The sequence below is a fragment of the Embleya sp. NPDC059213 genome (assembly GCF_042754445.1).
Taxonomy (GTDB): Bacteria; Actinomycetota; Actinomycetes; order Streptomycetales; family Streptomycetaceae; genus Embleya.
This window is the reverse complement of the sequence record NZ_JBHZAV010000001.1, coordinates 174,755-193,582: the sequence shown is the minus strand read 5'-3', so window position 1 is coordinate 193,582 and position 18,828 is coordinate 174,755. Positions and strand designations below refer to the sequence as shown.

The window sequence follows — 18,828 nt, the reverse complement described above, 5'->3', positions numbered from 1 at the left end:
TCGATGATCCCGTTGTCTTTCGCCCAACGCCGACTGTGGTTCCTGCACCGTCTGGAAGGCCCGTCCGCGACCTACAACTTCCCGTTCGTGCTGCGCTTGGACGGGCCGCTGGACACGGCGGCGCTGGCCGAGGCGGTGGCGGACGTCGTCACTCGGCACGAGAGCCTGCGCACGTTGGTCGTGGAGGACGCGGACGGCACGCCGGAGCAGCGGGTCCTGCCGCCGGAGGAGGCGGCCGTGCGGTTCGAGGTGGTGGACGTGGCCGCGAACGCGGTGGACTCCGCGCTGCACGAGGTGGTGTGCGAGGGGTTCGACCTGGACACCGAACTTCCCTTACGGGTGACGGTGCTTCGGATCGCTCCGCAGGAGCACGTGCTGGTCGCGGTGTTCCACCACATCGCCGCGGACGGGGCGTCGGTGGCACCGTTCCTGCGGGATCTGGTGTCGGCGTACTCGGCCCGCCGGGAGGGGCACGCGCCGGGGTGGCAGCCGCTGCCGGTGCAGTACAAGGACTACACGTTGTGGCAGCGGCAGCTCCTGGGCGACGAGGCGGACCCGGAAAGCATCGCGGCAGAGCAACTCGCTTACTGGCGTGCGGAATTGGCCGGAGTTCCGCAGCCGGTGCAGTTGCCGCTGGACCGGCCCCGGCAGACCGCGCCCGGACACCGCGGCGGCCACGTCGACTTCGAGATGGAACCGGAACTGCTCTCCGGCATCGGCAAGCTGGCCGCGGACCACGGTGCCACCGCGCCGATGGTCGCCCAGGCCGTGCTCGCGGTGCTCCTGCACCACCTCGGCGCCGGCAACGACCTGACCATCGGCAGCCCGATCGAGGGCCGCGCCGACGAGCAACTCGACGATTTGATCGGCCTGTTCGCCAACACCTGGGTGCTGCGCGTCGATCTGTCGAAGAACCCCTCGTTCGGCGACCTGCTGGAGCAGGTGCGCGATCGGGCGCTGGCCGCGTACGACAACCAGGACGTGCCGTTCGAGCGACTGGTGGAACTGCTCGGCCCGGACCGCACCACCTCGTACCAACCGCTGTTCCAGGTGATGCTCGCCTGGCAGTTCGTGTGGGCCGAGTTCGAGATACCGGGCCTGGAGGTCACCCCGGTCCCGGCGGGCACCGGCACCGCGAAGTTCGACCTGTTCCTCAACATCGTCCCGGGCGCGTCCGGGCGGGCCTACGGGCGGTTGGAGTACGCGACGGAGCTGTTCGACCACACCACCGCCGAGAGCCTGGCCGACCGCTACGTGCGGGTGCTGCGCCAGGTGGTCGCCGATCCCGACAGGCGGCTGGGCGCGGTGGACGTGCTCACCGAGGACGAGCACGATCGGCTGGACCGGTCGAACGAGACGACGGTGCCGGCGCCGGACTCGACGGTGGTGCGGCTGCTCGCCGAACAGGCGCTGCGCACACCGGACGCGACCGCCGTGGTGTTCGGGCAGACCACCTTGTCCTACCGGGAGTTGCATGCGCGGGCCGACCGGCTGGCCGAGGTGCTGCGCGGACGCGGGGTCGGGCCGGACGTCCTGGTGGCCGTGGCCCTGCCGCGATCCGCGGACCTGGTCGTCGCGCTGCTCGGCGTGCTCAAGGCCGGCGGCGCCTACCTGCCGATCGACCCCGAACACCCGGCCGCCCGCCTGGACCTCCTGCTCGGCACGGCCGCGCCCGCCCTGATCCTGACCGATCGGGACACGGCGTCGACGTTGCCGAACTGCCCGGCGCCGGTGCTGCACCTCGAAGACCGGCGCCTCGAAGACCGGAGTCCCGAAGCCCAGCGTCCCGAAGACCGGGACCGGCGCGACCTCGTCGGCGACGGGCCCGACACCGGACTCCGCCCGGACCACCTGGCCTACGTGATGTTCACCTCGGGTTCGACCGGAACCCCCAAGGGCGTCGCGATCACCCACGCCGCCGTGGTCAACGGGGTGCGGGACCTGCGTCGGGTGGCCGGGATCGAGGCGGGATCGCGGATGCTCGCCGCGACCTCGGTGAACTTCGACGTCTCCGTCTTCGAGATCTTCACCGCGCTCGGCACCGGGGCGAGTGTCGAGATCGTCCGGGACGTCCTCGAACTCGCCGAACGCGACCGGTGGTCGGGCAGCACCATCAGCGCGGTGCCGACGGTGTTCTCCGCCCTGCTCGACGACCTCGCCGGCAACCGCCCGGGCAACCTGGAACTGGATGTGCGGACCGTGATCCTCGCCGGCGAGGCACTGTCGGCGGACCTGGTCCACAAGGTGCACGGCGCGCTCCCCGAGGCCCGGATCGTCAACGCCTACGGGCAGACCGAAAGCTTCTACGCGACCACCTTCACGCTCCCGCGCCGGTGGGCCGGGACCGGTGCGATCCCGGTCGGGCAACCACTGGCCAACATGCGCACCCATGTCCTGGGGCCGGAACTGGCCCCGGTCCCGCCGGGCGTGGTCGGCGAACTGTACGTCACGGGCCTGCTCGCCCGCGGCTACCACCGGGCCGGCGGGGCGACCGCGGAACGGTTCGTCGCCTGCCCGTTCGGACCCGCCGGCGCACGCATGTACCGCACCGGCGACCTGGCCCGGTGGGACGACGACGGTCGGCTGAAATACGTCGGGCGGGCCGACAACCAGACGAAGATCAACGGCATCCGCATCGATCCGACCGAGATCGAGACCGTCCTGGCCCGGCATCCCGCGATCGGCCGGGCGGCGGTCACGGTGCGCGAGGACGGGACCGGCAACAAACGACTCGTCGGCTACGTGGCGCCGGTGGGTGTTCGTCCCGCGGACGTCGACGTCGAGACGGGCGCCGATGTCTCGATGGCGGAGCTGCGGCGCTTCGTGGCCGAGCGGTTGCCGGACTACATGGTGCCCGCCGTGTTCGTGCTGCTGGACCGGCTGCCGTTGACCGCGACCGGCAAGCTGGATCGGGCGGCGCTGCCCGAGCCGGAGTTCGCCGGCACCGGCTACCGGGCGCCGCGCAGCGACGCGGAGCGGGTGTTGGCCGAGGTCTACGCCGACGTGCTGGACGCCGAACGCGTCGGTGTCGACGACGACTTCTTCGCCCGGGGCGGCGACAGCATCCGATCCATCCAGGTCGTCGCACGGGCCCGGACGCGTGGCGTGCTGGTCAGCACCCGCGAGGTCTTCGAGCAGCGAACGGTCGCCCGGCTGGCGGAGTTGGTCGAGGGCCGGGGGGACGAGGAGCGGGTCACCCTGGCCGAGTTGCCGGGGGGCGGTGTGGGCTGGGCGCCGTTGCCGCCGACCGCGGCGCATGTGCTGGAGCTGGGTGGCGGCATCGGTCGGTTCTGCATGTCCGCGTTGTTGACGCTGCCCGAGGGCGTCGATCGTGCGGGGTTGGTCGCGACGTTGCAGGCGGTGCTGGATCGGCACGACGTGCTGCGTTCGCGGCTGGACCGGGCCGGGTCGCGGTTGTGGATGGACCCGGTCGGCGGTGTGGACGCCGGCGCGCTGCTGCGCGAGGTGGTCCACGGCGAGGCGGACGTACGGGCCGAGTTGCACGCGGCGGCGGGTCGGCTGGACCCGGACGCGGGCGTGATGGCGCAGTTCGTCTGGTTGTCGGCCGACGCGGACACCGACGCGGACACCGGCCGGTTGTTGATCGTGCTGCATCACCTGGTCGTGGACGGCGTGTCGTGGCGGATCCTGGTCCCGGACCTGGTGTCCGCCTGGCAGCGGGTCCGCGACGGCCACACCCCGGAGCCGGCCGGCACGGGTACCTCGTTGCGCCGGTGGGCACATGCCCTGGCCGACGAGGCGACCGACCCCGCGCGGGTGGCCGAACTGCCCGTGTGGCAGGGGATCCTGGCCGGTGACGAGCCCGTGCTGGGTTCGCGGGAGCCGGATCGCACCCGCGATGTCGCGGCCACCGTGGACACGGTGCGCGTGCGGGTGCCGGCCGACGTCACGCGCACCTTGTTGGACACGGTGCCCGCGCTCTTCCGCGCCGGGGTCGACGACGCGCTGTTGGCCGCCCTGGCACTGGCGTTGGCGCGCCGGCGCGGCACCCGGGGCGGGGCCGGATCCTCGACGCTGGTCCGGCTGGAGGGGCACGGCCGCGAGGAGCACCTGGTGCCGGGCGCGGACCTGTCCGGCACGGTCGGCTGGTTCACCGCGATGTATCCGGTGCGCCTGGACTGGGCCGGGATCGACGTGGCGGACGCGTTCGCCGGCGGGCCGGCGGCCGGGCGGGCGATCAAGGCCGTCAAGGAGCAGTTGCGGGCGGTGCCGGACCACGGCATGGGCTACGGCCTGCTGCGCCGGCTCAACCCGGAGACCGCCGCCGTGCTGGCGGGGGAGCGCGAGCCGCAGATCGGCTTCAACTACCTGGGCCGGGCCTCCGGCGGGGACATCCCCGAGGAACTGCGGGGCCTGGGGTGGGTCCCGGACACCACGCACGCGGACCTGATCGCCGCGCCGGACGCGGACCTGCCGGTGTTGTCCGCGCTGGAGATCAACGCGGTGACCGCGGCCGGCCCCGAAGGCGAGGAACTGACCGCGTACTTCGGCTTCCCGACCGGCGTGCTCTCCCGCGACGAGGTGCGCGAACTGGCCGATGCGTGGGTCGAGGCGTCGACCGCCCTGGCTCGGCACGCCGAAACGTGCGACGCCGGCGGGTTGACCCCGAGCGACGCGCCTCTGGTCACGGTGAGCCAGGCGGAGATCGACGCCTGGGAGGCCCGCTTCGGCAGACTGGCGAAGGTGTGGCCGGCGACTCCGGCACAGTCCGGGATCCTCTTCCAGACCATGCTGGCCGGGGCGTCGTTCGACCCGTATCACATCCAGTTGGTCTTCCAACTCTCCGGCGCGGTCGACCCGGAGCGCATGCGCCGGGCCGGGCAGGCACTGCTGGAGCGGCACGCCGGCCTGCGCGCCGCGTTCGTCGACCGGGCGGACGGCGACATCGTGCAGGTGATCCCGGAGACGGCGACCCTGCCGTGGCGCCACCTCGACCTGACCGGGGCCGACGAGGCGGAACGAGCCGAGGCGTTCGAGCGCTTCCTCGCGCAGGACCGGGCCGCGCACTTCGACGCCGACGCCCCGCCGCTGTTCCGGCTGGCCCTGGCCGTGCTCGACCCCGATCGACCGGAATTCGTGCTGACCGTCCACCACGTGTTGTTCGACGGCTGGTCCACGCCGCTGCTGATGCGGGACCTGCTGCTGCTCTACGCCGCCGACGGCGACCCGGCCGGTCTGCCCCCGACCCGCGACCACGGCGAGTTCCTCTCCTGGCTCGCCCGACAGGACCGGGACGAGGCGGCTCGGGCGTGGGCAGCCGAACTCGAAGGCGTCGAGGCGCCCACCCTGCTCGCTCCCGACGCCGGCGACGCGGACGACGGCGCTCGCGGCCTGGTCGACATCCCGCTCCCGCTCGACCAGGCCCGCGAACTCGGCCGACGGGCAGCCGAGCTGGGCATCACCGCGAACACCCTGGTGCAGGGCGCCTGGGCGCTGCTGCTGGGCGAACTGACCGGCCGCCGGGACGTGGTCTTCGGCACCACCGTCTCCGGGCGCCCGCCCGCGGTCACGGGCGTCGAGTCGATGGTGGGGATGTTCATCAACACCGTCCCGGTGCGCGTCGCGTACGCGCCCGGTGACACCGTCGCCGAGGTGCTCACCCGGTTGCAGAGCCGGCAGGCCGGTCTGGTGGAGCAGCACTACCACGGGCTCGCGGAGATCCAACAGGCCGTCGGTCTGCAACCCCTGTTCGACACGCTGTTCGTCTTCGAGTCGTATCCGATCGACCGGAAGGGGCTCAGCGCCGCCACCGACGCCGCGGACGGGATCGCCTTCACCGACTTCCGCCCGTCCGCGGGCAACCACTACCCGCTGTGCCTGTTGGCGGCGGCCGACCCGGATCTCCAGCTCACCATCCAGTACGCGCCGGCCGTCTTCGACCGGGAGACGGTGCGGACGTACGCGGCCCGCCTGGCCCGCGTGCTGCGGCAACTGGCGGCCGACCCCGGGCTCAAGGTCGCGCAGGTCGACACCCTGGAGCCGGCCGAACGCGAGCGCATGCTCGCCCGATTCGACGACCCGGCCGCCGCGCCCCGGCGCGTCACGATCACCGAACTCGTCGAGGCCCAGGTGGCCCGGACCCCGGACGCGATCGCCGTGGTCGCCGAGGGCGAGTCGCTGACCTACGCCGAGTTGCACGCCCGCGCCGAACGGCTCGCGGTCGAACTGGTCGGGCGCGGGGTGGGCCCGGAGACCGTGGTGGGCGTGGTCCTGTCGCGCACCGCGAACGCGGCCGTGGCCCTGTTGGGCGTGCTCCGGGCGGGCGGGGCCTATCTGCCCGTCGACCCGGCCTTCGCCCGCAGCCGCCTGCCGCACATCCTGCCCGGCACCCGGCCGCACCTGATCCTGGCCGACGCGAGCACCCGCGACGTCGTCCCCGCCACGGACACCCCCATCCTCGTCCTGGACGACCTCGACCTGCGGGCCACCGCGTCGACCGGTGCGGCGGCCACCGCGTCGACCACCGCCCGGCCGGCGGCCGGCCCGGACAACCTCGCCTACGTTATCTACACGTCCGGCTCCACCGGCGTGCCCAAGGGCGTGAGCGTCACCCACACCACGGTCGTCAACGCCGTGGACACCCTGGTCGCGCACGCCGGCACCACGGCGGGCGGGCGGGTGCTGCTCGCCGCCTCGATCGGCTTCGACGTCGCGACCTTCGAGTTGTTCGCCGCGCTCACCACCGGTGGCAGCGTCGAGATCGTGCGCGACGTACTGGCGCTGATCGAACGCGACAGTTGGGACGTCGACGTCATCTGCTCGGTCCCGTCCGCGTTCGCCGAACTCGTCGACCAACTCGGCGACCGCATCCGGCCCACGGCACTGAACATCTCCGGCGAAGTGCTGACCCCGGCCCTGGCGGAGCGGGTGCGCACGCTCTGGCCGACGGCCCGGGTGATCAACAGCTACGGCCCCAGCGAGACCTTCTACGCCACCGGACACCTCCTGGACCCCGACGAGCGCTACGCCGGCGGGGTGCCCATCGGCCGCCCCTTCCCCGGGGTGCGGGCCTACGTGCTCGGCCCGGGCCTGACCCTGCTGCCGCCGGACACACCCGGCGAGCTCTACCTGGCCGGGGCCGGCCGCGGCTACCACCGCCGCCCCGGGATGACCGCCGAGCGCTTCGTCGCCGACCCGTACGGGCCGCCCGGCACCCGGATGTACCGCACCGGCGACCTCGCCCGGCTCACCCCCGACGGCGAGTTGCACCACCTGGGCCGGATCGACACCCAGGTCAAGATCCGCGGCTACCGCGTCGAACCCGGCGAGGTCGAAGCCGCACTGACGGCCCATCCGCGGATCGCCCAGGCCGCCGTGGTGACGCAGCGGACCGACGACACCACTCCCTACCTGGCCGCCTACCTCGTCCCCGCCCCGGGCGCGAGCGCCCCGGACCCGGACGAACTGCGCGAGCACCTGGCCGAGCGACTGCCCGACTACATGGTCCCCGCCGCCTACGTACCGCTCGACCGGCTGCCGCTGTCGCCCAACGGCAAGCTCGACCTCAAGGCGCTGCCCGCCCCCGACCTCACCCCCACCAGGCCCTTCCGGGCGCCGCGTACCGCCCGCGAACAGGCGCTGGCCGCGTTGTTCGCCGAGGTGCTCGGCCTGGAGCGGGTCGGCATCGACGACGGCTTCTTCGAACTCGGCGGGCACTCCCTGCTCGCCACCCGGCTGATCACCCGCGCCCGCGCCGAGGTGGGCGTGGAGATACCCATCCGCCGGCTCTTCGACCTGCCCACGGTGTCCGCGCTCGCGGAGTGGACGGAGAAATCGGCTGTTCCCCTTCGCCCCGCTCTCCGCAAGATGATCGTAGAGGAGTAGAACCAGTGATTCCGCTTTCGTTCGCACAGCGCCGCATGTGGCTGACGCACCAACTGGAGGGTGGGGCGGAGACCTACAACATCTCCCCGGCGTTCCGGCTGACCGGGCCGCTGGACCGGGACGCCCTGGTCGCGGCGATCCGTGATGTCGTCGAGCGGCACGAGATCCTGCGCACCACGTACGTCACGGACGACGACGGCGAGCCGCACCCGCGGATCCTGCCGGCGGCGCAGGCGCAGGTGCAGGTTCCGGTCGTCGACGTGGCGCCCGACGCGCTGTCCGGCGCGGTCGACGACTTCATCGCGCACCGGTTCGACCTCTCCGCCGAACTCCCGTTGCGCGCCGCCTTGTTCCGCTGCTCCGCCGAGGAACACGTGCTGGTCCTGCTGGTTCACCACATCGCCTCGGACGGCGCCTCGGGCGCGCCGATGGCCCGGGATCTCACCACTGCCTACACCGCCCGCCGGCAGGGCCTGGCGCCGGCGTGGGAGCCGCTGCCCGTGCAGTACAAGGACTACGCGGTATGGCAGCGCGAGTTGCTCGGCGACGTGGCCGACCCGGGCAGTCTGGCCGCGGCACAGGCCGAGTACTGGCGCGCGGAGTTGGCCGAGGTGCCGCAGCCGCTGAACCTGCCGCTGGACCGGCCGCGCCCCGCGGAACGAAACCTGCAGGGCGACGCGGTCGACCTCGTGGTGGAACCGGAGGTGGCGACCGGCCTGCAGAAGCTGGCCGACGAGCGCGGGATGACCATGTCGATGGTCCTGCAGGCCGCGCTGGGCGTGCTGCTCGGCAAGCTCGGCGGCGGCGAGGACGTCACGATCGGCGGTCCGATCGCCGGGCGGACCGACGAGGCGCTGGCCGACCTGGTCGGCTTCTTCGTCAACACCCAGGTGTTGCGGGTGGACCTGTCCGGCAACCCGTCGTTCGTCGATCTGCTCGGCCGGGTGCGGGAGAAGGCGCTGACCGCCTACGAGCACCAGGACGTGCCGTTCGAGACGCTGGTCGAATTGATCAACCCCGACCGCTCCACGGCCTACCAGCCGCTGTTCCAGGTGATGCTCGCCTGGCAGAACTTCGAGAAGCAGGAATTTGAACTCCCGGGCCTCAAGGTCGAGTTCGAGCAGTACCTCACCCAGACCTCGCTGGCCGACCTGCTGATGTTCTTCAGCATGGACGAAACGGGCGCGCTGCGCGGCGACCTCCAGTACGCGACCCAGATCTTCGACCGGAGCACGGCCGAGGCCATCGCCGCCCGATTCGCCCGCGTGCTGGAACAGTTGGTCGCGGACCCGCAGGCCCCCATCGGCGCCGTCGAGGTGTTGTCGGCGGACGAGCGGGACTGGCTGGTGCGCGGGGTCAACGACACCGCGCACACGGTGAGCGAGGACACCCTGCCGGGCGCGTTCGAGGCGCAGGTGGCGCGCGCCCCCGAGCGCGTCGCGGTGATCGGCGAAGACGAGACGCTGACCTACGCCGAGTTCAACCGACGGGCCAATCGACTGGCCCACTGGCTGATCGAACAGGGCGCGGGCCCCGAGCAGTTGGTCGCCGTACGGATCCCACGCTCGGTGGATCTGATGGTGGCCATCTACGCCGCCCTCAAGGCGGGCGCCGGCTACCTGCCGATCGACACCGAGCTGCCCGAGGACCGGGTGCGGCTGATGCTCGACGGCGCCGAGCCGCTGCTGGTGCTGGACGAGGCGCTCGCGGACGTGTCCGCCTACCCGGAGACGAACCCGGAGCGCGCCCTGTCGCCGGACAACGCCGCGTACGTCATCTACACCTCCGGATCCACCGGCGGCCCCAAGGGCGTGCAGGTGACCCACCGGTCGATCATGAACCGGCTCGAATGGGGCCTGGCGCACTTCGACGTCACCGCGGAGGACCGGGGGCTGCTCAGCTCATCGGCGAGCTTCGACGCGTCCATGCCGGAGCTGTTCGCGCCGCTGCAGATCGGCGCGGCCGTGGTGATCACCCGTCCGGACGGACCCCGGGATCCGGCCTACCTGGCCGACTTGATCCGGCGCGAGCGGGTGACCAGCGCGTTCTTCGTCCCCTCCCTGGCGGGGGCGTTCGTCGCCGAACCCGCGGCCAAGGAGTGCACGAGCCTGCGCTGGCTGGAGATCGCGGCCGAGGTGTTCCCGGCCCCGCTCGCCAACACGATCGCCGACCTGCTGCCCGACTGCGCCGTGCACAACCTCTACGGCCCCACCGAGGCCACGGTGGAGGTCACCTCGTGGCAACACGTGCCGGGCGCGGACCGGGTGCCGATCGGCGCACCGATCTGGAACACCCGGGTATACGTGCTGGACACGGCGCTGCGCCCGGTCGCCCCCGGGGTGGCCGGCGAGTTGTACGTGACCGGCGCCGGCCTGTCCCGGGGCTACCTCGGACAGACCGCGCTGACCGCCGAGCGGTTCGTGGCCTGCCCGTTCGGCGAGCCCGGCGCGCGGATGTACCGCACCGGGGACCTGGTGCGGTGGAACAAGGACGGTCGGGTCGAATACATCGGGCGGTCCGACTTCCAGGTGAAGATCCGCGGCTTCCGGATCGAACTGCCCGAGATCGAGCAGGCGTTGACCGGGCACCCCGCGCTGGCCCAGGCGGCGGTCGTGGTGCGCGAGGACCAGAAGGGCGACAAGCGCCTGGTGGCGTACGTGGTGCCCGACCCCAAGGCCGCGGTGGACGACGCCGACGCGCAGGTGGACGAATGGCGCCAGGTCTGCGACGCGGGATACGCCGGTTCGGCCGGCGAGGAATGGGGCGAGGACTTCCGCCTGTGGAACTCCGGCTACACCGGCGAACCGCTGCCGCTGGATCAGATGCGGGAGTGGCGGGACGCGGCGGTGGACCGGGTGTTGCGGTTCGCGCCGCGGCGGGTGCTGGAGATCGGCGCGGGTTCGGGCCTGCTCCTCGCGAAGATCGTCGGCGAGGTCGAGGAATACTGGGCCACCGACATCTCGCCGACGGTGGTGGACCGGGTCCGCGCACAGGCGGAGCAGGCCGGGCACGGGGAACGACTGCGGCTGAGCGTGCAACCGGCCGACGACGTCCGCGGACTGCCCCGAGGCACATTCGACACCGTGCTGCTCAACTCGGTGGTGCAGTACTTCCCGAGCGTCGACTACCTGGACCGGGTGCTGCGCCAGGCGCTGGAACTGCTCGCGCCGGGCGGCCGGGTGATCGTGGGCGACGTCCGCAACGCCGCGACCCTGCGCCTGCTGCTGACCGCGGTGCGGCGTACGGCGCAGCCGAACGCCTCGCGTGAGGACGTGCGCGAGGCGGTCGAGCAGGCGCTGCTCGCCGAACGCGAACTGGTGGTCGCCCCCGAGTGGTTCGCCGACTGGGCGGCGGAGAACGGGGTCGGCGTCGACATCCGGTTGAAGCCGGGCCGGGCGCACAACGAACTCACCCGGCACCGCTACGAGATCGTCCTGCACAAGGAACCGGCGGACGTGCTCGACCTGTCCGGCGTCCCGGCGCTGCCGTGGGGTCGGGAGGTGTCCGACCTGGCCGGGCTGGGCGCGTGTGTGGACCGGGCGGGCGGCGCTCCGGTGCGGGTGTCCGGGATACCCAACGCGCGGCTGATGGCGGAGGCCACCGCCGCGTCGGCCACCGGGGTGCTGGGCACGGCCACCGCCTCGCGCCGGCCGGTCGACCCGGAGGACCTCGCCGCCTGGGCCCGCCGGCGGGGCGGGGAGGCGGTGCTCACCTGGTCCGGCGACGCGGTGCACAACTTCGACGCGATCCTGCTGTCCGAACCGCAAGGCGAACAGCGCTCCCTCGCGGCCGGGTTCGTGCCCGGCGCGGCTTCGGGGCGGAACAAGGCGAACGCTCCCGCCCTGGGCAAGTCGATCGCCCCCCTGCTGGCCGGGCTGCCCGAGTATCTGCGTGGCCGGTTGCCGGACTACATGGTCCCGGCCGTGCTGGTGCCGCTTGCCGAGCTTCCGTTGACCGCGGGCGGCAAGCTCGACCGGCGCGCGCTGCCGTCCGAGCACACCACCACGGTGAGCAGCGGCGGGCCGCGCAACTCCCATGAGGAAAAGCTGTGTTCCTTCTTCACCGAGTTGCTCGGCCTGGAGGCGGTCGGCATCGACGACGACTTCTTCCGACTGGGCGGGCACTCGCTCCTGGCCACCCGGCTCTGCGCTCGGATCCGCAAGCAGTTCGGCGTCGATCTGCCGCTCAGGACGATCATCCAGTACCCCACGGTGGCCGAGCTGGGCGCGCTGGTGCTCGTCGGCGGCATCCCCGAGGACTACGTCGACGACTCGTTCGACGTGGTGCTGCCGCTGAACCGGGACCCCGGTACCGGCAAGCCGCCGGTGTGGTTCTTCCACGGCGGGGGCGGCGTCGGCTGGGCGTTCTTCACCTTCGCGCCCTACCTGGACCGGCCGGCCTACTCCCTCCAGTCCCGCGGCTCCAACGGCACGGACGAACTGGCGGGTTCGATCGAGGAGATGGTCGAGGACTACCTCGCCCAGATCCTGCGGATCCAACCCGAGGGGCCCTATCACCTGGTCGGCTGGTCCTTCGGCGGCCCGATCGCGCACGCCGTCGCGGCGTCGCTGGACAAGCTGGGTCGCGAGGTCGCCTTCGTCGCCGTGCTGGACTCCCAACCGGCGAACTCCGCCCCGGGGAACGGCTTCCGGCAGGTGCGCGACAAGGGGAAGGTGATGTACCGGGCCGATGTCGAGGAAGTCTTCGGCCAGTTCATGAACACCGAGAACCTGGACAACTTCCTGGAGAACATGTCGCGGGTGGGCGCCAACAACCTGAAGACGATGGGTGTCTTCGAATCCCCGGTCTACCGCGGTGACGTGCTGTACTTCAACGCGAAGTTGGACAAGGAGGAGGGCTTCTCGTACGGGCCCGACTGGCGGCCGCACGTCCTGGGCGCGATCGAATCGCACGACGTGGACGCCACGCACCACGACCTGCACATGCCCAAGCCCGCGGGTCAGATCATGAAGGTCATCGTCGCCAAGCTGGCGGAGCTGGACGTGGTGGGCAGGGCCGGGTACTCGAATGCGTGATTGGGGTTGGTCGGGGTGACACAGGCGGACAAGTCCGGACGCGACCGCGACCGGAGCGCGCTGCTGTGCGTGCCGTTCGCGGGAGCGGGACCGTCGTTCTTCCATCCGTGGCGCGAGTTGTCCGGCGACCGGTGGCGGGTGCTCTCGGTCGAGTTGCCCGGTCGGGAGCGGCGGATTCTGGAGACGCCGTACCGCAATGTCGTCGAAGCGGCCCGCAAATCGGTCGACGACGTCATCGCGGACCTCGGCGAAGGGGCCCGGCCCGTGGTGCTGTTCGGGCACAGTCTCGGCGCGGTGCTCGCCTACGAGTTGGTGCATCTGCTCGACGCCCGCGGAGTGCGGGTCGAGCGGCTCGTCGTCAGTGGTTCGCCGGGGCCGTGGACGCAGCGGGAGCGGCGGGCGACCGGCCTTCCGGACGAGGAGTTCCTGGCCCGGGTCGAGGAGTTCGCGGGGTTTCGGCACGAGGCTCTGGATCACCCGGAGATGCGGGAACTGATCCTCCCCGTGCTCCAGGCCGACTGCGAGATGCACGAGAACTACCTGCCCAGCACGGACGAGCCGGTGTCGGTGCCGATCTGCTCGATTCGAGGCGGCTCCGACGGCCTGGTGAGCGCGGACCAGGCGCAGGAGTGGCGGAAGGCGACCACCGGCGAGTTCGAGTACGCGGAGTTCCCGGGCGATCACATGTACCTGGTCGACCGGGGCCGGGAGGTGCTGGATCTGATCGAGGCGCAATCCCGCCGCGATCGTTAGCGGTGTCCCGGGCGCGTTCGCTCCGGCAGGTCGTCCCCGTTCATCGGGGAGGGTGTGCCGGAGCGCCGTGTCAGGGGCGTGACAGACCGGTGTCAGGCTCGGCGGCCACGGTGGGGGCATGAAAAGTTCGGCGATTGAAGTCTCAGGGCTGCGCAAGGCATTCGGCGACAAGGTCGTGCTCGACGGCATCGACTTCGAGGTCGCCGCAGGATCGGTGTTCTCCATGCTCGGGCCGAACGGGGCGGGCAAGACGACGACGGTGAACGTCCTGGCGACCCTGCTCAAGGGCGACTCCGGGACGGTGCGCGTCGCAGGCCACGACGTGGCGACCGAGACCAAGGCGGTGCGGGCGGCCATCGGGGTGACCGGACAGTTCGCCGCGGTGGACGAGTTGTTGTCCGGCCGGGAGAACCTGGAGCTGATGGCGGACCTGAAGCGGGTGCGGTCGAAGGAGCAACTGGTCTCGGGGCTGCTGGAGCGGTTCGACCTGACCGAGTCGGCGGACAAGCGGTCCGCGACCTACTCCGGCGGTATGCGCCGCAAGCTGGACCTGGCGATGACGCTGGTCGGCACGCCGCGGATCATCTTCCTGGACGAGCCGACGACCGGACTGGACCCGCGCAGCAGGCGCACGATGTGGGGGATCGTCCGCGAGTTGGTGGCCGAGGGCACCACGATCTTCCTCACCACCCAGTACCTGGAGGAAGCCGACCAGCTCGCCGACCGGCTCGTGGTCCTCGACCAGGGCAAATTGGTCGCCGAGGGCACTCCCGACGAACTCAAGCGCCAGGCTCCCGGCACCCACGTCCGGCTCCGGTTCACCGACATCGCCGACCTCGAGGTGGCGGATCGCATCCTGCCCGGGGGCGCGCGCGACGACGAGGAACTGACCCTGCGGGTGCCCAGCGACGGCCAGTCGAGGTCGCTGCGGGCCCTGCTGGACCGGCTCGACGAATACATGATCAACGCCGAGGAGTTCGCGGTGCACACGCCGGACCTCGACGACGTTTTCCTCGCCCTGACCGGGCGCACGAGCGCGGAGGCGATCGCCAAGTGAGCAGCGTTTCGACGGCGTTGGCCGACTCGGGGATCATGTTGCGCCGCAACCTCAAGCACACGGTGCGCAACCCGCTCGTGTTGTTCAACGCGATCCTGTTCCCGATCGTGCTCCTGCTCATGTTCGTCAAGGTGCTCGGTGGCGGCTTCAGCGTCGGCGAGAACTACATCGACTACGCGACGCCGGGCATGCTCGTGATGGCCGTCAGCTACGGCTTGGGGTCCACCGCGACGGCGGTCAACGACGACATGACCAAGGGCATCATCAACCGGTTCAAGGCCATGGACATCTCCCGCGGCGCGGTACTGACCGGGCAGGTCGTGGTCACCACGGTGCGCTGCCTGGTGGCCTGCGCGGCGATCGTCGCGGTGGCCTTCACCATGGGCTTCGACCCGCAGGCGAGCGCTCTCGACTGGCTCGGCGTAGTCGGTCTGCTGCTGCTGCTCACCTTCGGGGCGAGCTGGCTCACCGTCGCCATGGGATTGGCCGCGAAGACCGCGGAGTCGGCGGGTCTGGCCACCGTGCCGCTGATCATGCTGCCCTTCCTCAGCAGCGCGATCGTGCCCTCGGACACGATGGGAGCGGGCGTGCGGCAGTTCGTGGAGTACCAGCCCTTCACCCCGATCATCGAGACGCTGCGCGGGCTGCTGGCGGGCGACCCGTCGACCGGCGACGCGCTCGCGGCGGTCGCCTGGTGTCTGGGGTTGGCCCTGCTGGGCTACGTGTGGGCGGTGGCCACGTTCAAGAAGCGAGCGTGACCTCGACGAGCCGCGACCAGTCGGTCCGCGTGCCCTCCCGAGCCGCCTCGGCGAACCCCGTGTCGCCGAGGCACCGCCGCACGCTCTGCTCGATCCGGGCCACGTCCGGGTGCGAGCGGTCCGGCAGCCCGCGCACGGCCGCGCTCGCCGCGAGCAGCCGCGCGGCCTGCGCGTGATCCCCGCGGCGCAACGCCAGGTCCGCGACGCCGACAAGCACCTGGGCGATCAGCGGCGCGTGGCCCGCCTGGGCCGCCGCCCGGCAGGCCGCCGCGCGGTGCTCCCGGGCCTGGTCGAGGTCTTCGGCGAGGTAGCCGAGCAGATCCTGGGTCAGCCCGCGGACGTTCACCTGCTCCGCGTCCTCGCCCAAAATGGCCGTCGCCACGCCGAGTTGCCGACGGGCCTCCTCGGCATCGCCCTCCCAGCGGGCGAGTTCGGCCTTCGCCAGGGCCAGTTCGGCCAGCGCGTCCGGCCAGGCCACCCGTTGCGCGCAGCGCTGCGCCTCGGCGATGGCGACGGCGCAGGCGTCCTTGTCGCCGGCCAGCCAATACAGTTGCGCCTGCCGCGACCGCATCCGGATGACGTCCTCGATGGCGCCGACCTCGGTGACGACCGCGATCGCCTGTTCGTAGTGCTCGCACGCGGCGGCGAACTCCCCGCGCACCGCTATTCGGTCGGCCAACTCGCTGTGGGCGAACGAGATGCCGAACCGCTCGCCGAGCGCCCGGAATTCGGCGAGCGCCATCTCCAGGTACGCGTCCGCGTCCCGCCCGTCGTGGCCGAGCATGATCCGCATCTTGCCCAGGTGCAGCCGGGCCAGCGCGCGCACCCACGGATCCTCGTCGTCCAGCAGCGGTTCGAAGGCGGGCAGGAACGCGTCGGGCGACTGCAACAGGCGTTCCAGCGCGGCGACGAGCCCCAGCAGCGGGAAACCGCGCCGGCTGCGGCGGCCGAGCCGGTGCGCCCCGCGGATCCACTCCGCGGCCTGGTGTTCGTCGCCCCGCCCGGCACTGACGAACAACACGACCAGCGCGTAGACCGTGGCCCGGACCTCGTCGGTCACCTCGCCGGGCATCCTGGTGGCGGCGGTGATCAGCTCGATGCCCTCGGTCCGGTGCCCGCCGAGCCACCAGTACCAACCCGCGCCCGCCGCGAGCCGCATCGCCGCCTGGGCCTCGTCGGCCGCCAACGCGCCGCGCATCGCCGCACCGATGTTCTCGTGCTCGGCCTCCAGCGTGGCGAGCCACCGCAACTGCTCGGCGCGGCGCAGATGCGGCTCGGCGGTCTCGGCGAGTTCGGTGAAGTAGGCGAGATGCGCGTGGCGCGCCAGGTCCGCCTCGCCCGCCTCCGCGAGCCGGTGCCCGGCGTACTCCTTGATGGTGCCGAGCATGCGGTAGCGCGGGGCGCCGGAACCCTCGGCGACCAGCAGCGACTTCTCGGTCAGCGCGGTGAGCAGTTCGAGCACCTGCTCCCGCTCGACCGTGCCGCCCGCGCAGACCCGTTCGGCCGCCTCCAGGCTCGCCCCGCCGGAGAACACCGAGAGCATCCGCAACACCACCCGCTCGGCGTGGGTGAGCAGTTCCCAGCTCCAGTCGACCGCCGCGCGCAACGTCTTGTGCCGCGGCAGCGCGGTCCGACTGCCACCGGTCAGCAGGCGGAACCGGTCGTCGAGGCGGTTGGCGAGTTGGTCGATGGACATGGTGCGCAATCGGGCGGCGGCCAGTTCGATCGCCAGCGGCATGCCGTCCAGGGCCCGGCACACCCGCGCCATGGTGGCCAGCGTGTGGGCGTCCACCCACAGATCCCGGCGCACCGCCCCGGCCCGGTCGCGCAGCAGCCGCACGGCCGGTGAGGACTCGATCTCGCCGAGCCGCGCGTCCCCCTCCGGCAGCGCCAGCGGCTCGACCGGCCACAGCGCCTCGCCGGTGATGCCCAGCGGCTCCCGGCTCGTCGCCAGGATCCGCAGCCGCCGGCATTCACCCAGCACCCGGTGCGCGAACACCGCCGCGGACTCGATCACATGCTCGCAGTTGTCCAGGATCAGCAGCGTCTCCCGCTCGCGGATCGCGGCGATGAACCGGTCCACCGGCTCCGCGTTCGGGGCGCCGCCGAGCAGCGCGTCGCGCAGGCCGAGCCCGACCAGGGTCGACTGCGCCACGTCGCCGTCCGCACCGATGCCGGCGAGTTCCACCAGCCAGACCCCGTCCGGCAGGTCGCCCAGCAGCGTGCGCGCGGTCTCCGTGGCCAGCCTGGTCTTTCCGGCGCCGCCCGGCCCGATCACCGTGGTCAGGCGGTGCTCGGCGACGAGCTCGCGGACCGCGGCGACATCGGCGCCCCGACCGACGAAGGTGGTCAGTTCGGCGCGCAGGTTGGTCCTGCGGCTCTCCCGGCTCGGCCCCAACTCGCCCCGCAGCAGCGCGACGTGCAGCGCGGCCAGCTCGGCCGAGGGATCCACGCCCAGCGCGTCGGCCAGGGCCTCCCGGGCCCGCTCGTAGGCCAGCAGCGCCTCGCTGTCGCGACCGGCCGCCACGAGCGCGCGGATCAGGGCGGCGACGAGCCGTTCGCGCAGCGGGTGCGCGGTCACCAGATCGGCCAACTCGGTGACCAGTTCGGCACCGTGCCCCAGGGCGACCTCCGCGTCGACCCGCTCCTCGGTCGCGGTCAACCGCAACCCTTCGAGCCGGGCGACCGCGGCGTCGAACGCGGCGCTGTCCTGGAGACCGACGTCCTGCATCGGCGCACCGCGCCACAACGCCAGGGCCTCGCGCAGCAGCCGCACCCGTCCGGCGGCGTCCTCGGCGCGGGACTGGGCCGCGGCGACCAGGCGTTCGAACCGCACGGCGTCGACGCCGTCGGGCCCCACCGTCAGCCGGTAGCCGTCCGGCTGCCCCTCGATCGCGCCGTCCGGCAGCACCTTGCGCAATCGGGAGACCAGGCGTTGCAGGGCGTTCGTCGCGTCGGCGGGCGGATGTTCCCCCCAGATCCAGTCGACGAGCGACGCCTTGGGGATCGCCCGACCGGGCCTGAGCGCGAGTGCGATCAGCAGTCCGCGCAGCCGCGCGCCCGGCACGTCGGCCAGGTCGCCGGCGTCCGTGCGCACCTCGAATGGACCCAGCATCCCGATCTGCACCCATTGATTTTGTCATGGGTGTTCGGCGGGCAGTGACCGCGTCGACCGGCTGATTCTGTCGCGCGCGTGCGACGGCGGCCACCCGGGTCGACCGGCGCCGGTACCGGTATCCGCATGTTGCCCCGCCGGTGGTGCGGACAACTGGACGCGGGGCGAAATCACCGCCGCGCCGCGCACTCGTGCAGGCATCCACCCGGTATTCCGGTGCGTGCGGGTGGACCCGTCCCGCCGACGGGACAGCCCGCGCACCGG

At 72.1% G+C, this 18,828-nt stretch carries 6 protein-coding genes; 5 read left to right on the top strand and 1 reads right to left on the bottom strand.

All coding sequences use genetic code 11. The annotated features are described in order from the left end of the window. Positions 1–3 precede the first annotated feature (3 nt). The 5 genes from ACFXMF_RS00740 to ACFXMF_RS00720 all read left to right on the top strand — a co-directional run bounded on the left by ACFXMF_RS00740 (position 4) and on the right by ACFXMF_RS00720 (position 15,449). Positions 4–7,845 carry an amino acid adenylation domain-containing protein gene (locus ACFXMF_RS00740; RefSeq protein WP_379987536.1) on the top strand — a complete coding sequence of 2,614 codons (7,842 nt, stop codon included), beginning with the start codon at positions 4–6 and terminating at the stop codon, positions 7,843–7,845. Between the two features lie 5 nt (positions 7,846–7,850). Further along, on the top strand, positions 7,851–12,881 hold the full coding sequence (locus ACFXMF_RS00735; RefSeq protein WP_379987538.1) for an amino acid adenylation domain-containing protein: 5,031 nt from the start codon (positions 7,851–7,853) through the stop codon (positions 12,879–12,881). A gap of 15 nt (positions 12,882–12,896) precedes the next feature. Further along, a complete protein-coding gene (locus tag ACFXMF_RS00730) occupies positions 12,897–13,634 on the top strand; it encodes a thioesterase II family protein (RefSeq protein ID WP_379987540.1) in 738 nt (245 codons plus the stop codon). 118 nt (positions 13,635–13,752) lie between these two features. After that, positions 13,753–14,691: an ATP-binding cassette domain-containing protein gene (locus ACFXMF_RS00725; protein WP_360305621.1), complete on the top strand. Its 939-nt coding sequence runs from the start codon at positions 13,753–13,755 to the stop codon at positions 14,689–14,691. After that, a complete protein-coding gene (locus ACFXMF_RS00720; RefSeq protein WP_360305623.1) occupies positions 14,688–15,449 on the top strand; it encodes an ABC transporter permease in 762 nt (253 codons plus the stop codon). Before ACFXMF_RS00725 ends, ACFXMF_RS00720 begins: the two co-directional genes overlap by 4 nt. Here ACFXMF_RS00720 and ACFXMF_RS00715 read toward each other — a convergent pair. Continuing rightward, a complete protein-coding gene (locus ACFXMF_RS00715; protein ID WP_379987543.1) occupies positions 15,433–18,576 on the bottom strand; it encodes a BTAD domain-containing putative transcriptional regulator in 3,144 nt (1,047 codons plus the stop codon). The genes ACFXMF_RS00720 and ACFXMF_RS00715 overlap by 17 nt on opposite strands. Positions 18,577–18,828: the final 252 nt, after the last annotated feature.